A 17,657-nucleotide genomic window follows, 5' to 3' on the forward strand; every position below is an offset into this window, starting at 1 on the left:
AATGTGGCTTCTGAAACGAGGTCTCTGAAAAGCTGACTTCGTGACGAAGTTCAGGCTCTGGAGACCCGTGAGATTGAGATAGTGGGCAGGGCGACCCGACGGCTGGGGGGAACAGTGTTGTGCTCCCAGAACCACGGGTCGAGACCGCAGGGACGAATTCAGCTCAGGAGGGCTTCCTGATTTACTTCTTTTCCGGGGCGGCCAGTCGGGTCAGTTCAATCTTTCGAACTGCACCTTTTGTGCGGTAACTGGCGAAACCCAACGGTCGACATCCGACCATCTCAATGCGGACATCGATCTCGTTTTCTTCTGTTGAGACATCGGCAATGACTTCTCCGTCAATGGAGCAGACGATTCGATCGTCAGTCACCCGAATCTTGATCTTGTACCACTGTCCTTGTTTGAACTCTTTGTAACCCGTCGTCGGATTTTCAGAAGCGTCGATCCCGTTCAAGCTGGACAGACCAATCAGCCCGCCTCCCCAACCTCCGAGAACCAGCGTGCAGGCACTTTTCTGGTAAGGGAAGGTGGCAGCTGCGAAGAAGTCGTTCCCTTCGATTCGCTGGGCTTCAAAGGTGAGTTCATAATTTGATTTTGGAAGCTCTGGTCCTTTCCAGACCGCGGCAGTGATCGGGCGTCCTTTGCCAATGATCAGCGATTCGTTCTCGACGCTGATTTGGCCTTCGTCTCCGTAATCGCCGCGGACCCAATGCCCGAGTGTCTTTCCGTCAAACAGGGATTCACTCTTCGGGGCTTCCTGCTTTTTCTTAGTGGCGTCCTCGGCGTGAAGAACCGACATTTGCAGCGAAGAGGCAAAGATCGAAGAGAACAGCACGACTGCAACGAAAAAACGTTGAGGCTGTTTTGTATTGAGCAGATTGGCACCGAACAGACGCAATGGGGCGGGAGTTGTCAACACGGAGGCGCTTTCTGATTCAGACAGGCACGGGATCGGCTTCCAGTTGGTCCTATTGTAGACCTTTCTCTCAAATGCGTCAGGTGCTCCAGATCTCAATCGGAAATTTCGATTCTTCTTCCCGTTGTCTTGTGCCAAGTCCGCGATGAGAAAATCCGGGAAATCAGGTTGTTGGTCATTCCCGGCTAAACACACATTTCTCGACCAAGTTGTACGTTGAGGAAATTTCGATTCCGTTCCACTTTGACGTCTGTCAAACTTCCGGCGACAATCAATGGGACGTCTCGGCGAAATCTAAAATGTGTCGTATGCGGGTATCTGGAGAGTGAAAGTTCCTCTTTGATCAGAGGACTTCTGAGCTCAACATGACTTGCTTGGACATGTGCCGATCATGTTCTCAACGGATGGGATCGCGACGAATGAGCAGCATCAAGAACAAGACTCTTACAAGTCCACCGGGACGATTGAACTGTTCATGTCACCGTCCGCTCGGATTCCTGTTGGGAGTGGCGCTCGCTGTTTTCGGATTGCTGCAACCAGAGATCGTCTGCGCTGACGATGAGCCGTCGAATCCGCTTGAGTCGCTCTTCAAGAACCTTGATCGTGGAATTCGCGATGTTGGTGATGAGCTTTCTCGCCAAAAGTCAGGCCGTGACCCGTTGGATCTGCGATTGATTCAACGTCCAGAGCAGGCCAGGCAACTCAAGACTGTGAAAGAGTTGATCGAGGAAGGACGTTGGCACGATGTGACTGACCAGTTTCAGTTCCTTCTCAGCCAGCCAGCCGACGCGTTCGAAATTGGTCCCAATCGGGTGTACCGCTCGCTTCTGAAGGAAGTGGATCAACTGGTGACATCACTTCCGGAAGAGGGACGCCGAAACTATTTGAGCAAATTCTCCGCTGTTGCTGACCGTCAGTTGCAGCAGGCAATGACGAATCTCGATCAGGACGAACTTCAGGAAGTGGCGATGCGCTATGGCCACACGCCAGCAGGACGCACCGCACTTCGGACTCTCGCACAACTCTGGCGAGATCAGGGAATGTACGGGCAGGCGGCTTCCGCATGGGAACGGCTCATTGCGTTGGCTCCTGCAGAAGTGACTCCGGAGTTGGAGACACAATACGCGCTGGCGCTGGCTCGGTGTGGACGAACCGGCACGGCATTACAGGTTGCAGAGAAACTGCAGAACAAAGAATTGCTGGACCAGATTGCCCGACTGGGGGCAACCGGCAACATCCCGGCAGGAACTTCGAGTCTGAATGCCGGTGCTTTCTTCTCCATCGCTGATCCTCAGGTGAGTGCGGCCGCTCCGAATCCGGTGTTCGCCCGAGTTTGGTCTCAGCCTTTAATTGAACGATACAATGTGAAGGCCTGCATTGAAGAACTCGCAGAAGATATGCGAGCACAGGGCAGGGCGTTATTGCCGACGATTCAGCCACTCACTGTGAATGGAATTGTTGTCTATCGCACGCTGCGCAGTTTGCAGGCTCGCGACAGCAAAACAGGGCACCTGTTATGGGAGCATCGCACTCCGGACAGTCCTGAAGTGATGCTGACTCGAAGGGAAGCATCTGATGAGGATATCGATCTGGACGATCCTCAGCACGTTTTGAATCTCGGCTTCGCAGATGGGTTCGCTTACCGGGAAGCCCTGTTCGAAAACCATCCGATTGCGAGCTTGATTTATCGGGACGAGGTCTATGGTGGTCTGACCAGTGACGGGATGCGAGTTTTCTCGGTTGAGTCGACTGGAGAGGCGTTAATGACGGCTCCAGTCTATGCCTGGGATGAATCACAGTCGGGTGAAACGCCAGAGAATATCTGGTCAACAAACGAACTTGCGGCTTACGATCTTCAGACCGGTCAAACACTCTGGCGGATTGGCGGCACCCGAATTGAAGAACCGTTTTCACGGCCGCTTTCCGGGACGTTCTTCTTCGGTCCACCGACTCCATCTGGAGGGATGCTGTACTCAATTGGTGAACAGAATGGGGAAGTCCAGCTGTTTTGCCTGAATGCCAGAACCGGTGAAGTTGAATGGTCTCAACCATTGGCAAATCCCGGACGTCAGATTGGAGTCGATGCGGTTCGCCGACACTGGCCATGTCGCCCGGTGATCGCAGAAGGATTGATTCTCTGTCCGACCAATTGCGGATGGTTTCTGGCGGTGGATCAGGCGACTCGTCGGTTGCGTTGGGCGGCTCGATATTCTCCGCGAATTGATCAGCGTCGCGGGTATCGCGGCAATTCTCCTGCTCAGTCAGTCCAGCAGATTAACCGTCGCTGGCAGAATGCAATTCCGGTTGTGACTTCAGGACACGTTTTGTTCACACCGCCAGAGTTTCCAGACGAATTCGGGATCACCCATCCGATGATTTATTGCCTGGATCTTCAGACCGGCAAGACACTCTGGAGTCACTCTAAGCAGGAACGCCCGAGCGGTACGACACTCTATCTGGCCGGGGTGTGGAATGATTTTGCGATTCTCGTGGGGACCGAAGCTGTCTCTGCATTGAAGGTTTCAGGAGGCGGGAAAGTCGCCTGGACATTGCCGCTTCTGCACGCGCCGACCGGGCGAGGACTCATCGTCAACCAGAAGCTCTTTCTCCCTGTCGAAACGCGGAATTTGTTGCAGATCGATCTTGAAACGGCATCGATCGAGATGACAACAACGCTTGTCGACTCAAAGAGCGCCTTGGGAAATCTGACGTTAGATCATGATGTATTGCTGTGTCTGTCATACGACGAGATTGCTGCCTTTCCTGCGAACGCCCCGCAGGGAACTCCTGATTCAGGACCACTGGCATTAGTTCAGCAAGCGATCTTGTCGGCGAGACAGCAGTTGTCCGCAGGAAACTGGGAGACCGCACTGAATATGCTTGAGGCGACATCACAATCGCCGATGCCTTTGCCTGAGGAGTTCTCAAATGAGATTGAAGAACTGCAGTTTCAGGGATTATCTGCCAAGTTGAAAAGCGAAGGGGATCACCACGATGCCACGCTGTTGCAGCTTCATAAAGTTGCGACGAGTCTCAACCAGATTCCTCGTTATCAACGACTGCTGGCGGACCATCTTGCTGCGAATGGAGATCTCGAACACAGTTTGAAGATTCTGCTGGACGTACTTGAACAGGCTGGCCCCAGTGATGTGATTCGGGAAGAGACTCGAACTGTTCGCATTGATGGCTGGGTAGGACCACGCTTTCAGAATCTGTATCAACAGCTCTCTGACGCTGCGTCGAAAGAGGCGTTTGATGCTGAAGTGGCTGCCCGAATTGCACGCCTTCCGGTTGATCGAGAACTGGTTCTGGATCGGTGGGCGCGTGCGTTCATGTTCCATCCGCTGGGATTGCAGTTGGAATTGAATATTGCGCAGGCGGATCATCTGGCGAATCGCCCATCTTCGGTACTCATTCGATCACAACGGGTCATTGACAGTGGCCATGCCGATTTCCTGCCACAGGCATTGCGATTGCAGGCGACTCAACTTGTTGACCTTGGTTGGTATCAGGATGCACTGGCCGTCTGGGAACGGTTGGAGAAGCTTCCGGATGCTGTTCTCCCGGACCGTCAGTCGTCGTTGGCATTGGCCACGGCTGGAGTGGCTCAGGCTCAAGAGCATCTGAAAAGCAAGTCCGTTGCTTCCTTCTGGAAGGGAGCATGGCGTATTGAACGTGAAGGGCTGGCAGGCGACGAATCATCTCTGATCAGTATCAAGGAGTTGGGGAAAGGGCAGACACAGTTGCAGTCACTGCGATTCCTTGCCGACCAGAAGCATGATCGGTTTCGAATTGAGAATCGGATCACGGGCGAATTCCTCGGGTCGTACCCGTTTCGAGGGGATTCGGAGCTGAATCATCAGTCTGGCGCCGTTGTGCGTCTGCAGGGGGCATCAGCGTTGATGGTTCATCAGGGAGTGATTCAATCTCTCGACTGGACAACACAGCGAATTGCCTGGAGTTGGAGTCCCGAGTTGCGTCCCTCTGTCATGGCACGGCTGGCGGTCATTCCGTCCCAGCACAGCGATGCCATGTTGCCTGCGACACAGTTTCTGGCGACGCGCCAGTATTATGCCAATCGTGATCAGGCAGGCTTTCTTGTGACGGGAACTCAGCGAACATTGTTGTTGCTGTGCCGTGACTGGGTGGCACTTGATCCATTGACCGGCGAGGAACTTTGGCGAGACACGAACGCTCCGGAACGTGCGTTCGCTCACGCGTTTGGGGCAGGCGAATTTCTGGTCTCCGGGACGGAACGTCGGGAATTGCGTCGCGAAGTTGACGGAGCGATTCTTCCGTCGAAGGAGTTGACTCCACTGTTGTCCAGAACGATTTCAATTCTGGATGGCGACCTGATTGTGATTCAGCGTCCAGTCCCTGGTGGCTCGACGGCGACTCTGCAACGGGTGTCTAAGTCAGGTGGCGAAGTCTGGTCTCGCGAACTTACGGTTCGATCCTGGATTTCGTCTCCAAGTGCTGAACTGCTGTTATGGCGGTCCGAAGATGACGATCTCATGATGATCGATTTGCGAGATGGAAGTGAGCGGCTGCTCGCAAATCTCAAGGACTATCGCAACGGAAGTCAGTCGCCTGTCCATGTCATTTCCGAACGTGACAGGTTCTATATCGTGATAGAGAACCGTGAATCGTCGGCGGGCTACCTGGGGATTCAGGGAGTCCCTGCCACGGGTGCTGTTCTCTGTTTTGATCGTGCCGGGGAATTGAAGTGGACGTTGAATCCTCAAACTCAGGTTCAGCCGTTGACTTCGTTAAGCAACAAGAACAGACCGCCTCGAAGTTGGCCATTGAAGTTGTTGACTCAGGATTTTTCAGATAGTCCTGTCGTGTTGCTGGTGGCCGATGTCTCTGAGCATTCCGGTGAGCATTATTTCCATCGATTGAAGGTTGTTGCGGTCGATAAAGCAACAGGGAAAATCGTGATCGATCAGGGGATTCCCAGTGAATCCGGTGGGTTCTCGTACGTTTATGTGAACCTGGAGCACCAACGGATCGAGTTGCGAACGTACAACGAACAACTGCGTCTGATTCCTGATGCTGACGTCGTGGGAGCCGCGCCTGCTGCGGATTAAAGTTGCTGATGAGCAGAACGATTTTGAAAGCCAGATGGTTGTTCGACGGAACAAATCCTCCGGTGGAACACGCGGAAATTGTGATTGATGGGGACCGGATCGGATCTGGTCCGAGCGATGACGCACAGGCGGAGGTGATTCAACTCGGGAACATTGCCGTCATCCCTGGCTTGATCAATACGCACACCCATCTCGAATTCAGCAAACTTTCTATCCCGCTCGAACCACGTCGTGAGTTTGCAAACTGGATTCGCACTGTGATCGCAGAGCAACGACAGCGCAATGTCGGGCCGCTCGCATCCGTTCAACAAGGCCTGCAGGAGACCAGTTCGACCGGGACTTCAGGGCTTGCCGAGATTGCGACATCAGACTGGATCTTTGATCCTGATTTGTCGCCATCATCACAGTCGCTGCTCGTATTGCGTGAGTTTCTGGGACTGCGACAAGAGGCGATTGATCCCCAGCTTGATGCGGCGCGTCTGTTTCTTGAACAAGCCTCTTCTCATTCAAGGCGAACTCCGGGAGGGCAGCGTCTTCAAGTCGGGTTGAGTCCTCATGCTCCGTATTCGCTGCATCCAAAACTGTTTGAGGGGCTGTGTGAACTTGCAGCGGACGCAAGTGTCCCTGTGGCGATGCATCTCGCTGAATCCCCTGCGGAGATTGAACTGTTGGAGAACGGCACAGGGCCGCTGGCCGACCTGTTTTCCAGCATGGGAATCTGGCGCGACGGTGTGATTCCTCGACAGACTCGACCGTTGAATTACCTCGAATGTCTGGCAGAATTGCCTCGCGTTATCGTGGCTCACGGTAATCTGCTGACCTCGGATGAGATGGAGTTCATGGCGCGTCATTCACAAATGTCCGTGGCATATTGCCCACGAACTCATGCGGCGATGCAGACAGGTGAACATCCCTGGCAAGAGATGAAGCGTCTCGGAATTCGTGTGACGCTAGGAACAGACAGCAGGGCTTCAAATCCCGACTTAAGTCTGTGGAATGAGCTGTTATTTCTCGCAGGTCGGTTCCCGGAGATCGATGCTTCTGAACTCCTCCGAATGGCGACCGCTGATGCTGCTGACGCCTTGGGATGGGAAGATCAGGGACGAATTGAACCTGGTTTGCTCGCGAATCTTGTTCTCATTTCACTCCCGGAATCTGGAGTGAACGATCCGCAGCGTTGTTTGTTCACTGGCTCCGTTCAGCGAGTGATGCTGAATGGGCAATGGTGTTAGACCAGAGTCCACTGTTTTTACGCGGTGTTGCATACAGGCCGAGTGAGAGCGTTTAAGGGATCGTCTGGAGCTTGTTAGCTGGGTTGCTGTGAGCGTTTCCAGGCAATGATGTCATCCAGAATGTCAGCCAGTTTCAATGACGGTTTACGCCCGAGTGTCTCATAGAGTCGCGAGACATCCGGGACTCGTCGGCGAACGTCCTCGAAGTCTTCGCCATACGCTTGCTGGTAGCCAAGGTACTGAATCGGGATTTTCGGGTCGACTCGTTGGATCACTTCTTTCGCCAACTGTTCGATCGATACGTCCTGATCGCTGCCGATGTTGAAGATCTTTCCGACAGCCTTATCTGATTCCGTCAGGCCAATGACGCAGTCGACGACTTCTTTCACATGTGCGAAGCAGCGGACTTGTTGCCCATCGTCATAGACGACAACCGGGCCGCCAGCGAGAGCCTGAGTGACGAATCTGGGGATCACCATTCCATAATTGCCAACTTGTCGTGGGCCGACAACGTTAAAGAAACGCCCGATGGTGACTGGAAGCTGGTACTTGTTGAAATAGGCGAGAGACAGGAATTCATCGATTGCTTTGGAACACCCATAAGCCCAGCGAGGACGTGACGTCGGGCCAAAGTGCAGGTCGTCGTTTTCGTTCCAGCGTTCTTTGGGATTCTTGCCATAGACTTCACTCGTGGAGGCGAGGAAGAAACGGCAGCCGGTTTGAACCGCGAGCTTCAGCAGAAACTCGGTCGGGTAAATGTTTGTTTCAATCGTGCGGACCGGATCTTCGGCGACCAGCTTCACCCCGACGGCTGCGGCAAGGTGATAAATTGTGTCGACCCCTTGTACGGAGTCCATCACCAATCGCTGGTCGGTGATCGATCCATTGATCAACGTCAGATTTGGATGGTCTTTGATCGCTGCGAGGTTGTCGGCTCGCCCGGTCGAGAAATCGTCCAGCACTTTCACTCGGTGCCCGAGCTGGAGGAGCTGTTCAGACAGGTGACTACCAATGAATCCGGCACCACCGGTGACAAGGCACAAGGACATGGTGATTACTCTGCCGCGAAACAAAACTCTTCCTCAAGAGCAACACCGCTCTGCGGAGGAACATGAAATGACGCATCGATCCTGCTTCGAGTGAGTCTCACTCAGGGATTTCCTCACTCGACTGACTGCATGGTGACAGGTTGTCTTCCATCCGTCTATCAACTTTCAAAAACGCGAAAAGCCGAATCCTGGTTCACAGAATTCGGCTTTCGGAGTGATGATCACCTGCACGCGGCCTGACTTATGCTGCGGCGGTTTCCTTTTCCTGATCAGGGCTCACATAACCAAAGCGGTCATAGAACTCTTTGCAGTATTCGTAAACACGTTGCTGCCAGTGAGGATCACGGCCGAATCGGTTCTTCTTGTAATCCTTGTGGTTCACAAGTTTCTTTTCGAGAGTCTTGCGGACAAACTCGAAGTCACCGAGCTGAAGCTCTTTGTAGATCCGTTCGATTTCAGCCATCGGATTCTGAGACAGATTCTCGTACTTCACTTCTGTCAGATTCTCTGGCGGAATCAGGTCGCGCTCTGCTTCGTAAGTCCGGTACGCTCCCATGAAGGTTTCGAGGACACTTTCCTCGGCGTTCGGGTGAAACGAACTTCCAAGTGTATTCTCTTCAATCATGGTTGAACGCAGGTGCAACGTCGAATTGAACACGTCGAACGGGTGACGGGCAATGTGAATGAACTTCGCGTCTGGGAAGAGCTTCAGCAGTGCCTTCACACGGTAAGTGTGAGAAGGGGACTTCATGACCAGAGGCTTTGGAGACCGCAGGGTCAGCTTCTTCATGAAGTGGAGAATGCTGTCTTCCCACGTTTTCCGATCCTCTGGCGAGAGGTCATCAATGTGAAAAGATCGTGTCCATTCTTCCTGATCAAATGGCCGCAATGGCAATGTGTATGGGGAAATCAAACACATTGTGCAAATTGCGAATTCATCTTCCTGCGGGACGTTCCAGTGGACTTCCATGTTGTCCATCGGGCGCGACTTGGGAACCATCCACCCTGTCATTGACGTGAAAACTTTCTCTGTGCAGAGGAAGTGCCACGGGAAGACGGTCTGGTAGAGATTCGGAAAATTGAAACGCGAATCCTGAGTCATCAGGGTATGCAGCAACGTGGTGCCACTACGCCAATATCCGAGGATGAAGATTGGAGGTCCGGCCAGTTCTGTTTCACGAATTTTTTTCGCGTAGAAAAAATTCTCGATTCCTGCCCAGAAGGAATTGTAAACGCCCCAGAATGGCATCAGCCCGAGGCGAATGATTCGGGAGGGACGCAAACTGGGTTTCAATGCAAACAGCTTCACCATCGTGGACAATTTCATCCCGTGATACAGGATCAATTGCCCTTGAGACGATCGTTTAGGAGTTGCTTCGCTTCCGGATTTCGAGTTCATTCCATGCAATCTGTTTGCTTCACAAGGCACGTACAGGCTGAATCGTTACTAGTGACGATTCGTAAACCGTGTACTCACTTCAGCTTAATCCCTTGTGTTCAACAGGTGTCCGTTCCGATCTGACAAGAACGCATCGGATCGCGGTGATCTGTTTCTCTCCCCAGAGAAGCAAATCACCCCCTTCTGTCGAAATTCACCTGACCTAGTCCGTATTTACGCAAACCATCGTGTTTATGGCAACTCCGATTTCTGAATCGGTGTAATTTGTTGATTTTAACAAAAATGCCGTATACGCAGATTTGGCAGAGATCGTGAATTTTTACAAGGTGCTTTTCTGCATCAAATCTCCGAATTCTTCAGGCCCCCAATTCTTGTCGACTCCATAGTTGAGTAGCGCAGGGAAATTGGGGAACTTCGCGCCTGACTGAGTCTTTGTCCCCTACTGGACGTCTGTTATCCATCGGGGCTGCGGAGTGGTCGCCTACATTCTGTTTCTGTGCGCAAACGCAATGCTGTTCATGCGACCGCAGGAGGTCATGCCTGCGCTCGGTGATTTGCAGCTGTATCTGCCGTGCATCCTTGGTGCGATGGTCTTCGGGATTCAGGACCTCTACAACCAGCTGCGCTGGCGAACCATGATGCAGCAACCGGTGAACCTGTGTGCTGTCGGCATGTTGGTCGCCATTTTAACCTCACGCCTGTTCACCGGAAATTTCCATGAACTGGATGTGGTGCTGACCAACATGGCCAAGGTGATCCTGTATTACCTGGTCCTCGTGTCGGTGATGACGACTCCCCAGCGATTTCGATATTTTTTGATGTCGACGGCAATTTTTGCCACTGTGATGGTCGCATTCAGCGTCGTCGACTATCGAGCGTTCGTCAAAGAGTGGCAGGGGAATCCAGAATTTCTGGTCGTTCTGGATCAGGAACGTGGACTTGATCCAAGTGAACGAAAAATTCTGCGCCATATTCCTGACCGTGACGGGGTGGACGCCTACGGCGAGGAGATTTGGTTCTTTCGCCTGTGTGGTTTAGGGGTTTTCCATGATCCCAATGACATCTCTCTCCTGATTGTCGCGACCAGCATTATCTCGGTGTACTTTCTAACTGATCCCAAACTGGTCGGAGTCCGCTACCTGTGGCTCATTCCATTGTGCATTAACGCCATTGCAATGGTTTACACCTACTCTCGCGGGGGATTGCTCGCGGCCGGAGTTGGGGGAATGGCCTGGCTTGTGACGAAGTACGGTCAAAAAGTCGCTATCGTTCTAGGAGTTCTCGGAGCGATTGCGGCTCCAGTTGTTCTTGGTCGAGCGGCGAATATTGATGTGTCGTCCGGAACAGGACAGCAGCGAATCCAGCTTTGGGCTGAAGGGCTGTCTGCCATTCAGGGAAGCAAATTCTTCTTTGGGATTGGAGAAGGGGTCTACCCGACACTGGGAGAACACGTCGCCCACAATTCCTTTGTTCACTCGTTCGTTGAACTCGGGTTCTTTGGCGGAACATTGTTCATGGGCTGCTTTTTTCTGCCAGCCTTTACGATCTACCTGATCCGGACCAACAAGTTCGAGATTCATGACCCGGCACTGCGACGGTTCCTTCCCTACCTGGCAGCCATTCTCGCCGAGTGGTGCATGGGGATGTATTCGCTTTCCCGTTGTTACGTTCCACCGACCTACATGGTGGCCGGTTTGGCAGCCTCGTATATCAACCTGATTGGCTTTTACCGCCCGAATCCGAAGCCGTTATTGCGACTCTCTCCGCGAGTCATGAAGCCGTGGCTTGCAGGGAGTGTGGGGTTGTTGATGGTGACATACGTGTTCGTGCGGTTGTTCGCCCGCTGGGGATAAACGGTGTTGTCAACGAACAGTGATTCAGTGTGGATGCGTTTGAAATGGGCTGGTTCAAGTTGAATTGAGTCTGATTGTGCTGGTGCCATTCGTGTTGAGTCAGACGGTCTGTGAAGTTGTGAAAGTCAGGGGACGAGAGAATGTCTGCTCCTAAAATCAGCGTTGTTATTCCTGCATATAACGCAGAGAAGACGATTGCGCGCACGCTGGAGAGTGTCTTAGCTCAGACGCATCCTCTTCACGAAGTCATCGTGGTCGATGATGGCTCGCGAGACGGGACAGGGGATGTTGTGCGTGCGTTTGGAACCAGGGTTCAATACCTGAAACAAGCGAATGCCGGGCCCGCTGCTGCCAGAAATCATGGCGTCCGTGTCTCGACTGGAGACTGGATTGCCTTGCTGGACTCCGACGATGCCTGGCTCCCGGAGAAGATTGCGAAGCAAGCGTCATGTATTTTGGATGACGTCGCAATCATTCACACTTACACACTGCAGGACCGTTTCAGGACAGAACGCGAACTCAACTTTGATGTGTTGTGGGAACATAACCACATCGGCACTTCAACAGTCGTTTTCAATAAATCCGTCTTCGAGTCAGTCGGAGGATTTGGTGAAGATCGCGCCTTGATCGGGGCGGAAGATTACAACCTTTGGTTGCGAATGGCTTCGACTGGGAAGCGCATCGTTACTGTTCGTGAAGAACTGACCGTCTACACACCAGCGGAAAACAGTTTGTCACAGCAGACTCCCAAAGTGATCAAGGCGGAACTGCTGAATATGGACCTGCTGGCCGAGCGTTTTCAGCTTCCAGCGAAAATGGTGACGGACAAACGAGCCGCATTGCTTGAAGAATACTCAGGAGCCTTGTTCTGGGAACGTGAACTTCCGCTCGCGAGGAAATACTTTCGCGCTTTGTTGAAAGACCGCCCCACCGCGAAGAATCTCGGCTATTGGCTGGCGACCTATCTGCCGGTCCCGGTCTTGAATCTCCCCCGGACACTTTCTCGATCGCTTGGACGGTCTACGAATGTCACCTCGATCCCTGTTGTGGTGACACGATGAGTGTAAGAAGAAATGTCATCGCCGGATGGGGAGCCCATCTGTTTACCGTGATTATCGGCTTCTTCATGATGCCGTATATCCTCGGGACAGTTGGAGAGGCTCAGTACGGGGCGTGGGTGTTCATCAACGCCATCGCCGGCTATTCGTCAATGGTTTATGCCGGCTTCGGCGCCACGATCTGTCGGTACGTTGCGGATCTCTCTGCGCGGAAAGATTGGCAGAAGCTCAACGCGGTTGTCAGTACGATTCAGCTTGTCTACTGCGGAACGGCATCGCTCGTTGTTCTGTTCACTCTGCTATTCGCCTGGTACGCCCCTTCGCTTGGGAAATGGGGAGAGTTACCTGTCGGTGAGATTCAAATCTCGATTCTGATTGTCGGAGCGACGATTGGGATGGGGATGATTGCCAGTGTCTATGGCGGTGTCCTGGTGGGGACACAGCGTCTGGATGTGAAGCGTGCGATCGATGTTGTTATGGGGATTGTTCGCCTCGCGTTAACACTCCTTTGTGTTGATCAGCGTTATGGACTGATTACATTAGGGATGATCTTCTTTGTGACGACAGTGGTAGAACACCTCGCAAGTGCACTGTTCGCTTACCGCCAATTACCGCAGTTATCGATCGCTCCATGGCATGCACGTCGAAGCGTGTTTTATGAATGTGCTGGATTTAGCGCATTTAATGCAATCGCGTTGCTTGCTGAGTATTTAATTTACTTCACGGATACGGTCATAATTGGTTTGATTCTTGGGCCTTTGGCGGTCGTTCCGTATCAGATTGGCTTGAGAATCGCGCAGATGGTTCAGATTCCGATCGCTCAGATCGGAGAGGCCGTGCTTCCCCGTGCCGGTGAACTTTATGCACGCGGAGATCGTGCAGGGTTGGCTCGGCTCGTGCATCAAGGGATGGGGGTCTCTTTCCTTCTGTCCGGAGGCTTTTTAATCGGGACCTTTTATTTTGGAGATTTGCTGATTCGGACATGGATCGGGAAGCAGTATGCCGATAGTCATTCGGTGATGGTACTGCTTGTCGCGTCACAATTAATATCGCTTCCGATGGTGATTGTTCGAAAGGCGCTTCTCGGTGCAGGGCAGGTTCGAGTACAGGCGTGGATCGATTTATTAGAAGCGGCTGTTAATCTCGTTCTATCACTCATTCTTATTCAGTATTTCGGGATAATTGGGGTCGCGTGGGGTACGATTGTTCCGTTGTACTTGGTTGAGATTGCAGTGTTACTTCCTTATGCAATTCGAACTCTTGGATTGTGTAAGAAGGAGCTATGGAGAGTCGTGGTTGCTCCACAGTTGCCTGCTCAGGTGGCGTTGATTTTATTTTGTGATGTTGCTGTGAGATATACACCTGAGTCTGGATGGGGAGCGTTGTTGCTCGTGACCATCGGCGGAGGCACAGTGTTGTTAAGCGTGCGAGCGGTGATTTCCCTGCTCGAACGTAAGACAAGCCAGACTCAAGGCACGAATCTCGGCGAGATGGAGGCTGTAGCCGGATCTGTATGATGATCTCTCAAACAAAGAAACTGGTTGTTCGACCGGATATGGTTGTGCATTCCCTGAAATGGCGAACGCTCTCGTTTGTCCAGGTACATGAATCACTTGTACTTTGGCGCAGACTTGAGCAACGCATTGGGGAAACGTCGGTCGCGAATTCTTCGGTATGGATTGAAAGCTGGCTGAAGAGCTATAGCGATGTGATCCCTTATCAGGTCGTTGTCTTCGAATCCAATGGCGCCGTTCGTGGAATGTGCCTTTTGACCGAGGGCATTCATCAGAAGGAAGGCCCATTCCATGTGAATACGGTTCATATCGGAACAGCCGGGGAACCGAACGGGAGTGTCTGCGTCGAGTACAATCGAATTCTGGTCGAGCCAGCGTATCGCGATGAGTTCATTGCCGGTCTGGTTTCGCTGTTGAACACGGACCATCGCTGGGAACAGTTGCGATTGGATGGATTCTCGGATACGGATCTGGAACCGTGGCTGAAGCACATGCCGGGTGCTCAGGTGCGACATCGTGAAAGCCGCTACTTTGATTTCGACGCGACGCGAAAAGCGGGAACCGAAGTCATTGATCAGTTGGGCCGGAGCACACGATCCAATCTCAGAAGGCGACTGAAGCAATACGGCGATCTGACTTGCGAATGGGCGGAGAACGCAGATCAGGCCGAAGATATCTTTCATGAACTGATTCAGTTGCATCAGGCTCGCTGGCAATCGATCGGGCAGCCGGGAGCATTCGCCAACCCCCGGTTTCTGAAATTTCAGGCAGAAGCAAGTCTGCGATTGTTTCTCGAAAACAAGGCCGTTTTATTTCGGGTACGCCAGCAGGATGAGACAATTGGCTGCCTCTTCTTGCTGAATGATCGTAATCGTCTGCTCGATTATCTCTCTGGTTTTGCTTCGTTCGAAGAAAAGCCCAGCCCGGGCCTGATTTCGCATTACCTTTGTATGGGAGATGCGATGCGCCGCGGATATTCGGCTTATGATTTTCTCGTCGGAGATAAACGGCACAAAGACAACCTTTCGAATCAGGTTGCTGATCTGTGCTGGCTGACGTGGTCGAGACCGAATTGGAAATTTCGATTCCTGGACGTCATGCGGGCAATCAAGCATCGAATTCGACGATCAAATTCTTCGTCGTAGAGTTGAAGACTCTCGATGGTGTCAGGGAATCAACGTGGTAGCGCAAATTCTGAAATCGGAAGCAGGATCATCAGCAGAGCAGCAAGACACTTCTGCATTGGCCGCCCCATTGAAAATCTGTCATGTCAGCATGACATTGAAAACTGGTGGGCTGGAACGGTTATTAGTCGAGTTTGGCCGTTTTCATAACCCGAAGAATGTCGAACTGACTTTTGTTTCTCTGGCGGATCTGGGGCCACCAGCAGACGATCTGCGTGCAGCCGGTTTCGAGGTACAGACACTCGGCATGCCGAAGACCGGAAAGATCGCAGCGCTGAAATCTCTGCGTTCGATTTTCCGGGAACGGAATATCGACGTTGTTCATACACACAATACCTATCCTCATTTCTATGGTGCGATTGCGGCTCGCTGGGCCGGTGTGCAAACTGTCATCAACACGCAGCACGGCCGAGGATGCGGATCAGGGTGGAAGAGTCTCTGGCAGTTTCGCATTGCCAATCGTCTCGCTTCCCGAGTCGTGGGAGTTTCTGAAGACGCAACGAATTTGTGTCGCGGACAGGATCGTCCCAATGCAAAGAACATGATCACCATCTGGAACGGAATCGATCTGGATCGATTTGCATTCCATGGACCGCGTCTGGAACCGATTGCGATTTCCGTCGCCCGATTATCGCCTGAGAAAGACTATGCAACGCTATTTCGTGCGTTGCCACACGTCATTGCATATGAACCTCGATTCAAGTTGTTGCTTGTCGGAGACGGAAGTGAGCGTCAGCCTTTAGAAAAGCTGGCTGATGAACTTGGGATTCGCTCGCACATCGAGTTTCTCGGTGAACGGAAAGATGTCTCAGAGTTGTTGAAAACGGCGGGCTTCTTTGTGTCGTCTTCGAAGACAGAAGGAATTTCTCTGACGTTGCTGGAAGCGATGGCTGTTGGCTTGCCGATCGTGACCACCAGGGTTGGAGGGAACCCGGAGATTGTTGTCGAAGGAGAAACCGGAAAACTTGTTCCTTCGCAAAATCCAGAGGCACTTGCCGACGCGATTTGCCGGATGCTGGATGAACATCCCTTATGGCCGACATATGCCGATGCGGCCAGAGCACGGGCGGAACAGCATTTCAGTGCTCGGACAATGGTGAAAAACTATGAGAGCCTCTATCGAGAGTGCTATCTCAATCAGTTTTAAGGCAGGTTCGATGAGTCATCCGGTACTTCCAGAATTCGCAACGTCTTCTTGCTCACAATGAGCTGATTCCATGAGTGTTCCTTCACGAATTCGTATTGCTCTGGTGGGGTGTGGGCAGATTGCTGACGCTCACCTCGCGCAGTTGCTGAAGATTCGAAGTGCCGAAGTCGTGGCTGTCTGTGATGTGCAGGAAGATCTCGCATGGCAGGCTGCACGCCGGTTTGGAATTCCTCAATATTTTACCAGCATGGAGCGGATGCTGGATAAGACGCAACCGGACGTTGTGCATGTCACGACACCGGCTCATACGCATGCGTCTCTGGCGATTCAGCTTGTGAATGCCGGAGTCCATGTCTATCTCGAAAAGCCATTCACACTGAACGCAATTGAAGCCAGTCAGGTGCTCGCTGCTGCGGATGTGAATCAGCGATTCGTATGTGTGGGGCATGATCAGCTTTTCGATCCAGTCTGGTTGAAAGCCAAACAGTGGATTGAGCGAGGACTGATTGGACCTGTCCGGCATGTGGAATCCATTCTCGGTTATCCCATTGATGGCAAGTATGGTTCCCTCGTTTCGGCAAACCCTGATCATTGGGTGCGGAAACTGCCTGGCGGGCTGTTTCAGAATACGATCTCGCATCCTCTGTATCGCATCACCGATCTGCTCGAAGACGAACAGCCAGCGATCATTGGGGGATGGCGTGCTCGCGGTTCCTTTCCCTTGCCGACGGAACTCAGTGTGTCATTTCAAGGAGAACGTCAGACCGGGAGTTTGACCTTCTCGACATTGATGCCACCGGTGCGTATCACCCGAATTTACGGCACGAAAGGGTATCTCGATATCGACTTCGATGCTCAAACAGTGCGGTTCTTACGTCTCGCAAAATTGCCGGGAGCGTTTGCGAAGCTCGAATCTCCCTGGCAACAGTTTCTCAGTTCAGTCTGGAACCTCGCGAATAATGTGACCCGATTTGCTCGTGCGGATATTCATTACTTTGCCGGCATGAAGACGTTGTTTGAACGGTTCTATGCTGCCATTCGTGGAGAAGGCGAGATGCCGATCCCACATGAAGAGGCGTATCGGGTCACCCTGTTGTTGGACAGGATTGTTGCTCATTGCGAGAACGCAGATCGCTTGACGAATGATGACGCTGCTTCTCAGCGTGACCATCAGTTTTCCTGCTGAACACCTGATTGTAAGTTGATTGATCGAAG

11 protein-coding genes are annotated in these 17,657 nt (G+C 52.5%); 8 read left to right on the top strand and 3 right to left on the bottom strand.

The genetic code is table 11. The features are described from left to right. Window positions 1–181: 181 nt before the first annotated feature. Complete coding sequence (locus SH527x_RS19680; RefSeq protein WP_437192396.1) at window positions 182–919, bottom strand: family 16 glycoside hydrolase; 738 nt, start codon at window positions 917–919, stop codon at window positions 182–184. Window positions 920–1,335: 416 nt separating this feature from the next. Here SH527x_RS19680 and SH527x_RS19685 point away from each other — a divergent pair, with 416 nt between their 5' ends. Together SH527x_RS19685 and SH527x_RS19690 are read left to right on the top strand one after the other, a co-directional pair. Continuing rightward, a complete protein-coding gene (locus SH527x_RS19685; protein ID WP_437192397.1) occupies window positions 1,336–6,006 on the top strand; it encodes an outer membrane protein assembly factor BamB family protein in 4,671 nt (1,556 codons plus the stop codon). Between the two features lie 8 nt (window positions 6,007–6,014). Further along, window positions 6,015–7,238 (top strand): amidohydrolase family protein, encoded by a 1,224-nt coding sequence (locus SH527x_RS19690; RefSeq protein ID WP_437192398.1) that lies wholly within the window; start codon window positions 6,015–6,017, stop codon window positions 7,236–7,238. A 74-nt stretch (window positions 7,239–7,312) separates the two neighbouring features. Here the strand turns inward: SH527x_RS19690 and SH527x_RS19695 are convergent, their stop codons facing one another. Together SH527x_RS19695 and SH527x_RS19700 are read right to left on the bottom strand one after the other, a co-directional pair. Beyond that, complete coding sequence (locus SH527x_RS19695) at window positions 7,313–8,287, bottom strand: NAD-dependent epimerase/dehydratase family protein (protein ID WP_437192399.1); 975 nt, start codon at window positions 8,285–8,287, stop codon at window positions 7,313–7,315. A gap of 241 nt (window positions 8,288–8,528) precedes the next feature. Beyond that, a complete protein-coding gene (locus SH527x_RS19700; RefSeq protein WP_437192400.1) occupies window positions 8,529–9,686 on the bottom strand; it encodes a sulfotransferase family protein in 1,158 nt (385 codons plus the stop codon). A gap of 473 nt (window positions 9,687–10,159) precedes the next feature. Between SH527x_RS19700 and SH527x_RS19705 the strand changes: the two genes are divergently transcribed. The 6 genes from SH527x_RS19705 to SH527x_RS19730 all read left to right on the top strand — a co-directional run bounded on the left by SH527x_RS19705 (window position 10,160) and on the right by SH527x_RS19730 (window position 17,628). Further along, complete coding sequence (locus SH527x_RS19705; protein WP_437192401.1) at window positions 10,160–11,539, top strand: O-antigen ligase family protein; 1,380 nt, start codon at window positions 10,160–10,162, stop codon at window positions 11,537–11,539. 140 nt (window positions 11,540–11,679) lie between these two features. After that, window positions 11,680–12,600, top strand: coding sequence for a glycosyltransferase family 2 protein (locus SH527x_RS19710; RefSeq protein ID WP_437192402.1), 921 nt, complete (start codon window positions 11,680–11,682; stop codon window positions 12,598–12,600). Beyond that, on the top strand, window positions 12,597–14,114 hold the full coding sequence (locus SH527x_RS19715; protein WP_437192403.1) for a lipopolysaccharide biosynthesis protein: 1,518 nt from the start codon (window positions 12,597–12,599) through the stop codon (window positions 14,112–14,114). Before SH527x_RS19710 ends, SH527x_RS19715 begins: the two co-directional genes overlap by 4 nt. After that, the gene (locus SH527x_RS19720) at window positions 14,111–15,256 is read left to right on the top strand and encodes a GNAT family N-acetyltransferase (protein ID WP_437192404.1); all 1,146 of its coding nucleotides are present in this window, start codon (window positions 14,111–14,113) and stop codon (window positions 15,254–15,256) included. The genes SH527x_RS19715 and SH527x_RS19720 overlap by 4 nt, the downstream gene beginning before the upstream one ends. A gap of 34 nt (window positions 15,257–15,290) precedes the next feature. Beyond that, the gene (locus tag SH527x_RS19725; protein ID WP_437192405.1) at window positions 15,291–16,442 is read left to right on the top strand and encodes a glycosyltransferase; all 1,152 of its coding nucleotides are present in this window, start codon (window positions 15,291–15,293) and stop codon (window positions 16,440–16,442) included. A gap of 70 nt (window positions 16,443–16,512) precedes the next feature. Then, on the top strand, window positions 16,513–17,628 hold the full coding sequence (locus SH527x_RS19730) for a Gfo/Idh/MocA family protein (RefSeq protein WP_437192406.1): 1,116 nt from the start codon (window positions 16,513–16,515) through the stop codon (window positions 17,626–17,628). Window positions 17,629–17,657: the final 29 nt, after the last annotated feature.

This window comes from Planctomicrobium limosum (assembly GCF_051465645.1).
GTDB lineage: Bacteria > Planctomycetota > Planctomycetia > Planctomycetales > Planctomycetaceae > Planctomicrobium.

Coding starts and splice junctions, on each gene's coding strand:
- SH527x_RS19685 (WP_437192397.1), top strand. CDS start 1,336: ATGAGCAGCATCAAGAACAAGACTCTTACAAGTCCACCGGGACGATTG.
- SH527x_RS19690 (WP_437192398.1), top strand. CDS start 6,015: ATGAGCAGAACGATTTTGAAAGCCAGATGGTTGTTCGACGGAACAAAT.
- SH527x_RS19695 (WP_437192399.1), bottom strand. CDS start 8,287: ATGTCCTTGTGCCTTGTCACCGGTGGTGCCGGATTCATTGGTAGTCAC.
- SH527x_RS19700 (WP_437192400.1), bottom strand. CDS start 9,686: ATGAACTCGAAATCCGGAAGCGAAGCAACTCCTAAACGATCGTCTCAA.
- SH527x_RS19710 (WP_437192402.1), top strand. CDS start 11,680: ATGTCTGCTCCTAAAATCAGCGTTGTTATTCCTGCATATAACGCAGAG.
- SH527x_RS19715 (WP_437192403.1), top strand. CDS start 12,597: ATGAGTGTAAGAAGAAATGTCATCGCCGGATGGGGAGCCCATCTGTTT.
- SH527x_RS19720 (WP_437192404.1), top strand. CDS start 14,111: ATGATGATCTCTCAAACAAAGAAACTGGTTGTTCGACCGGATATGGTT.
- SH527x_RS19730 (WP_437192406.1), top strand. CDS start 16,513: ATGAGTGTTCCTTCACGAATTCGTATTGCTCTGGTGGGGTGTGGGCAG.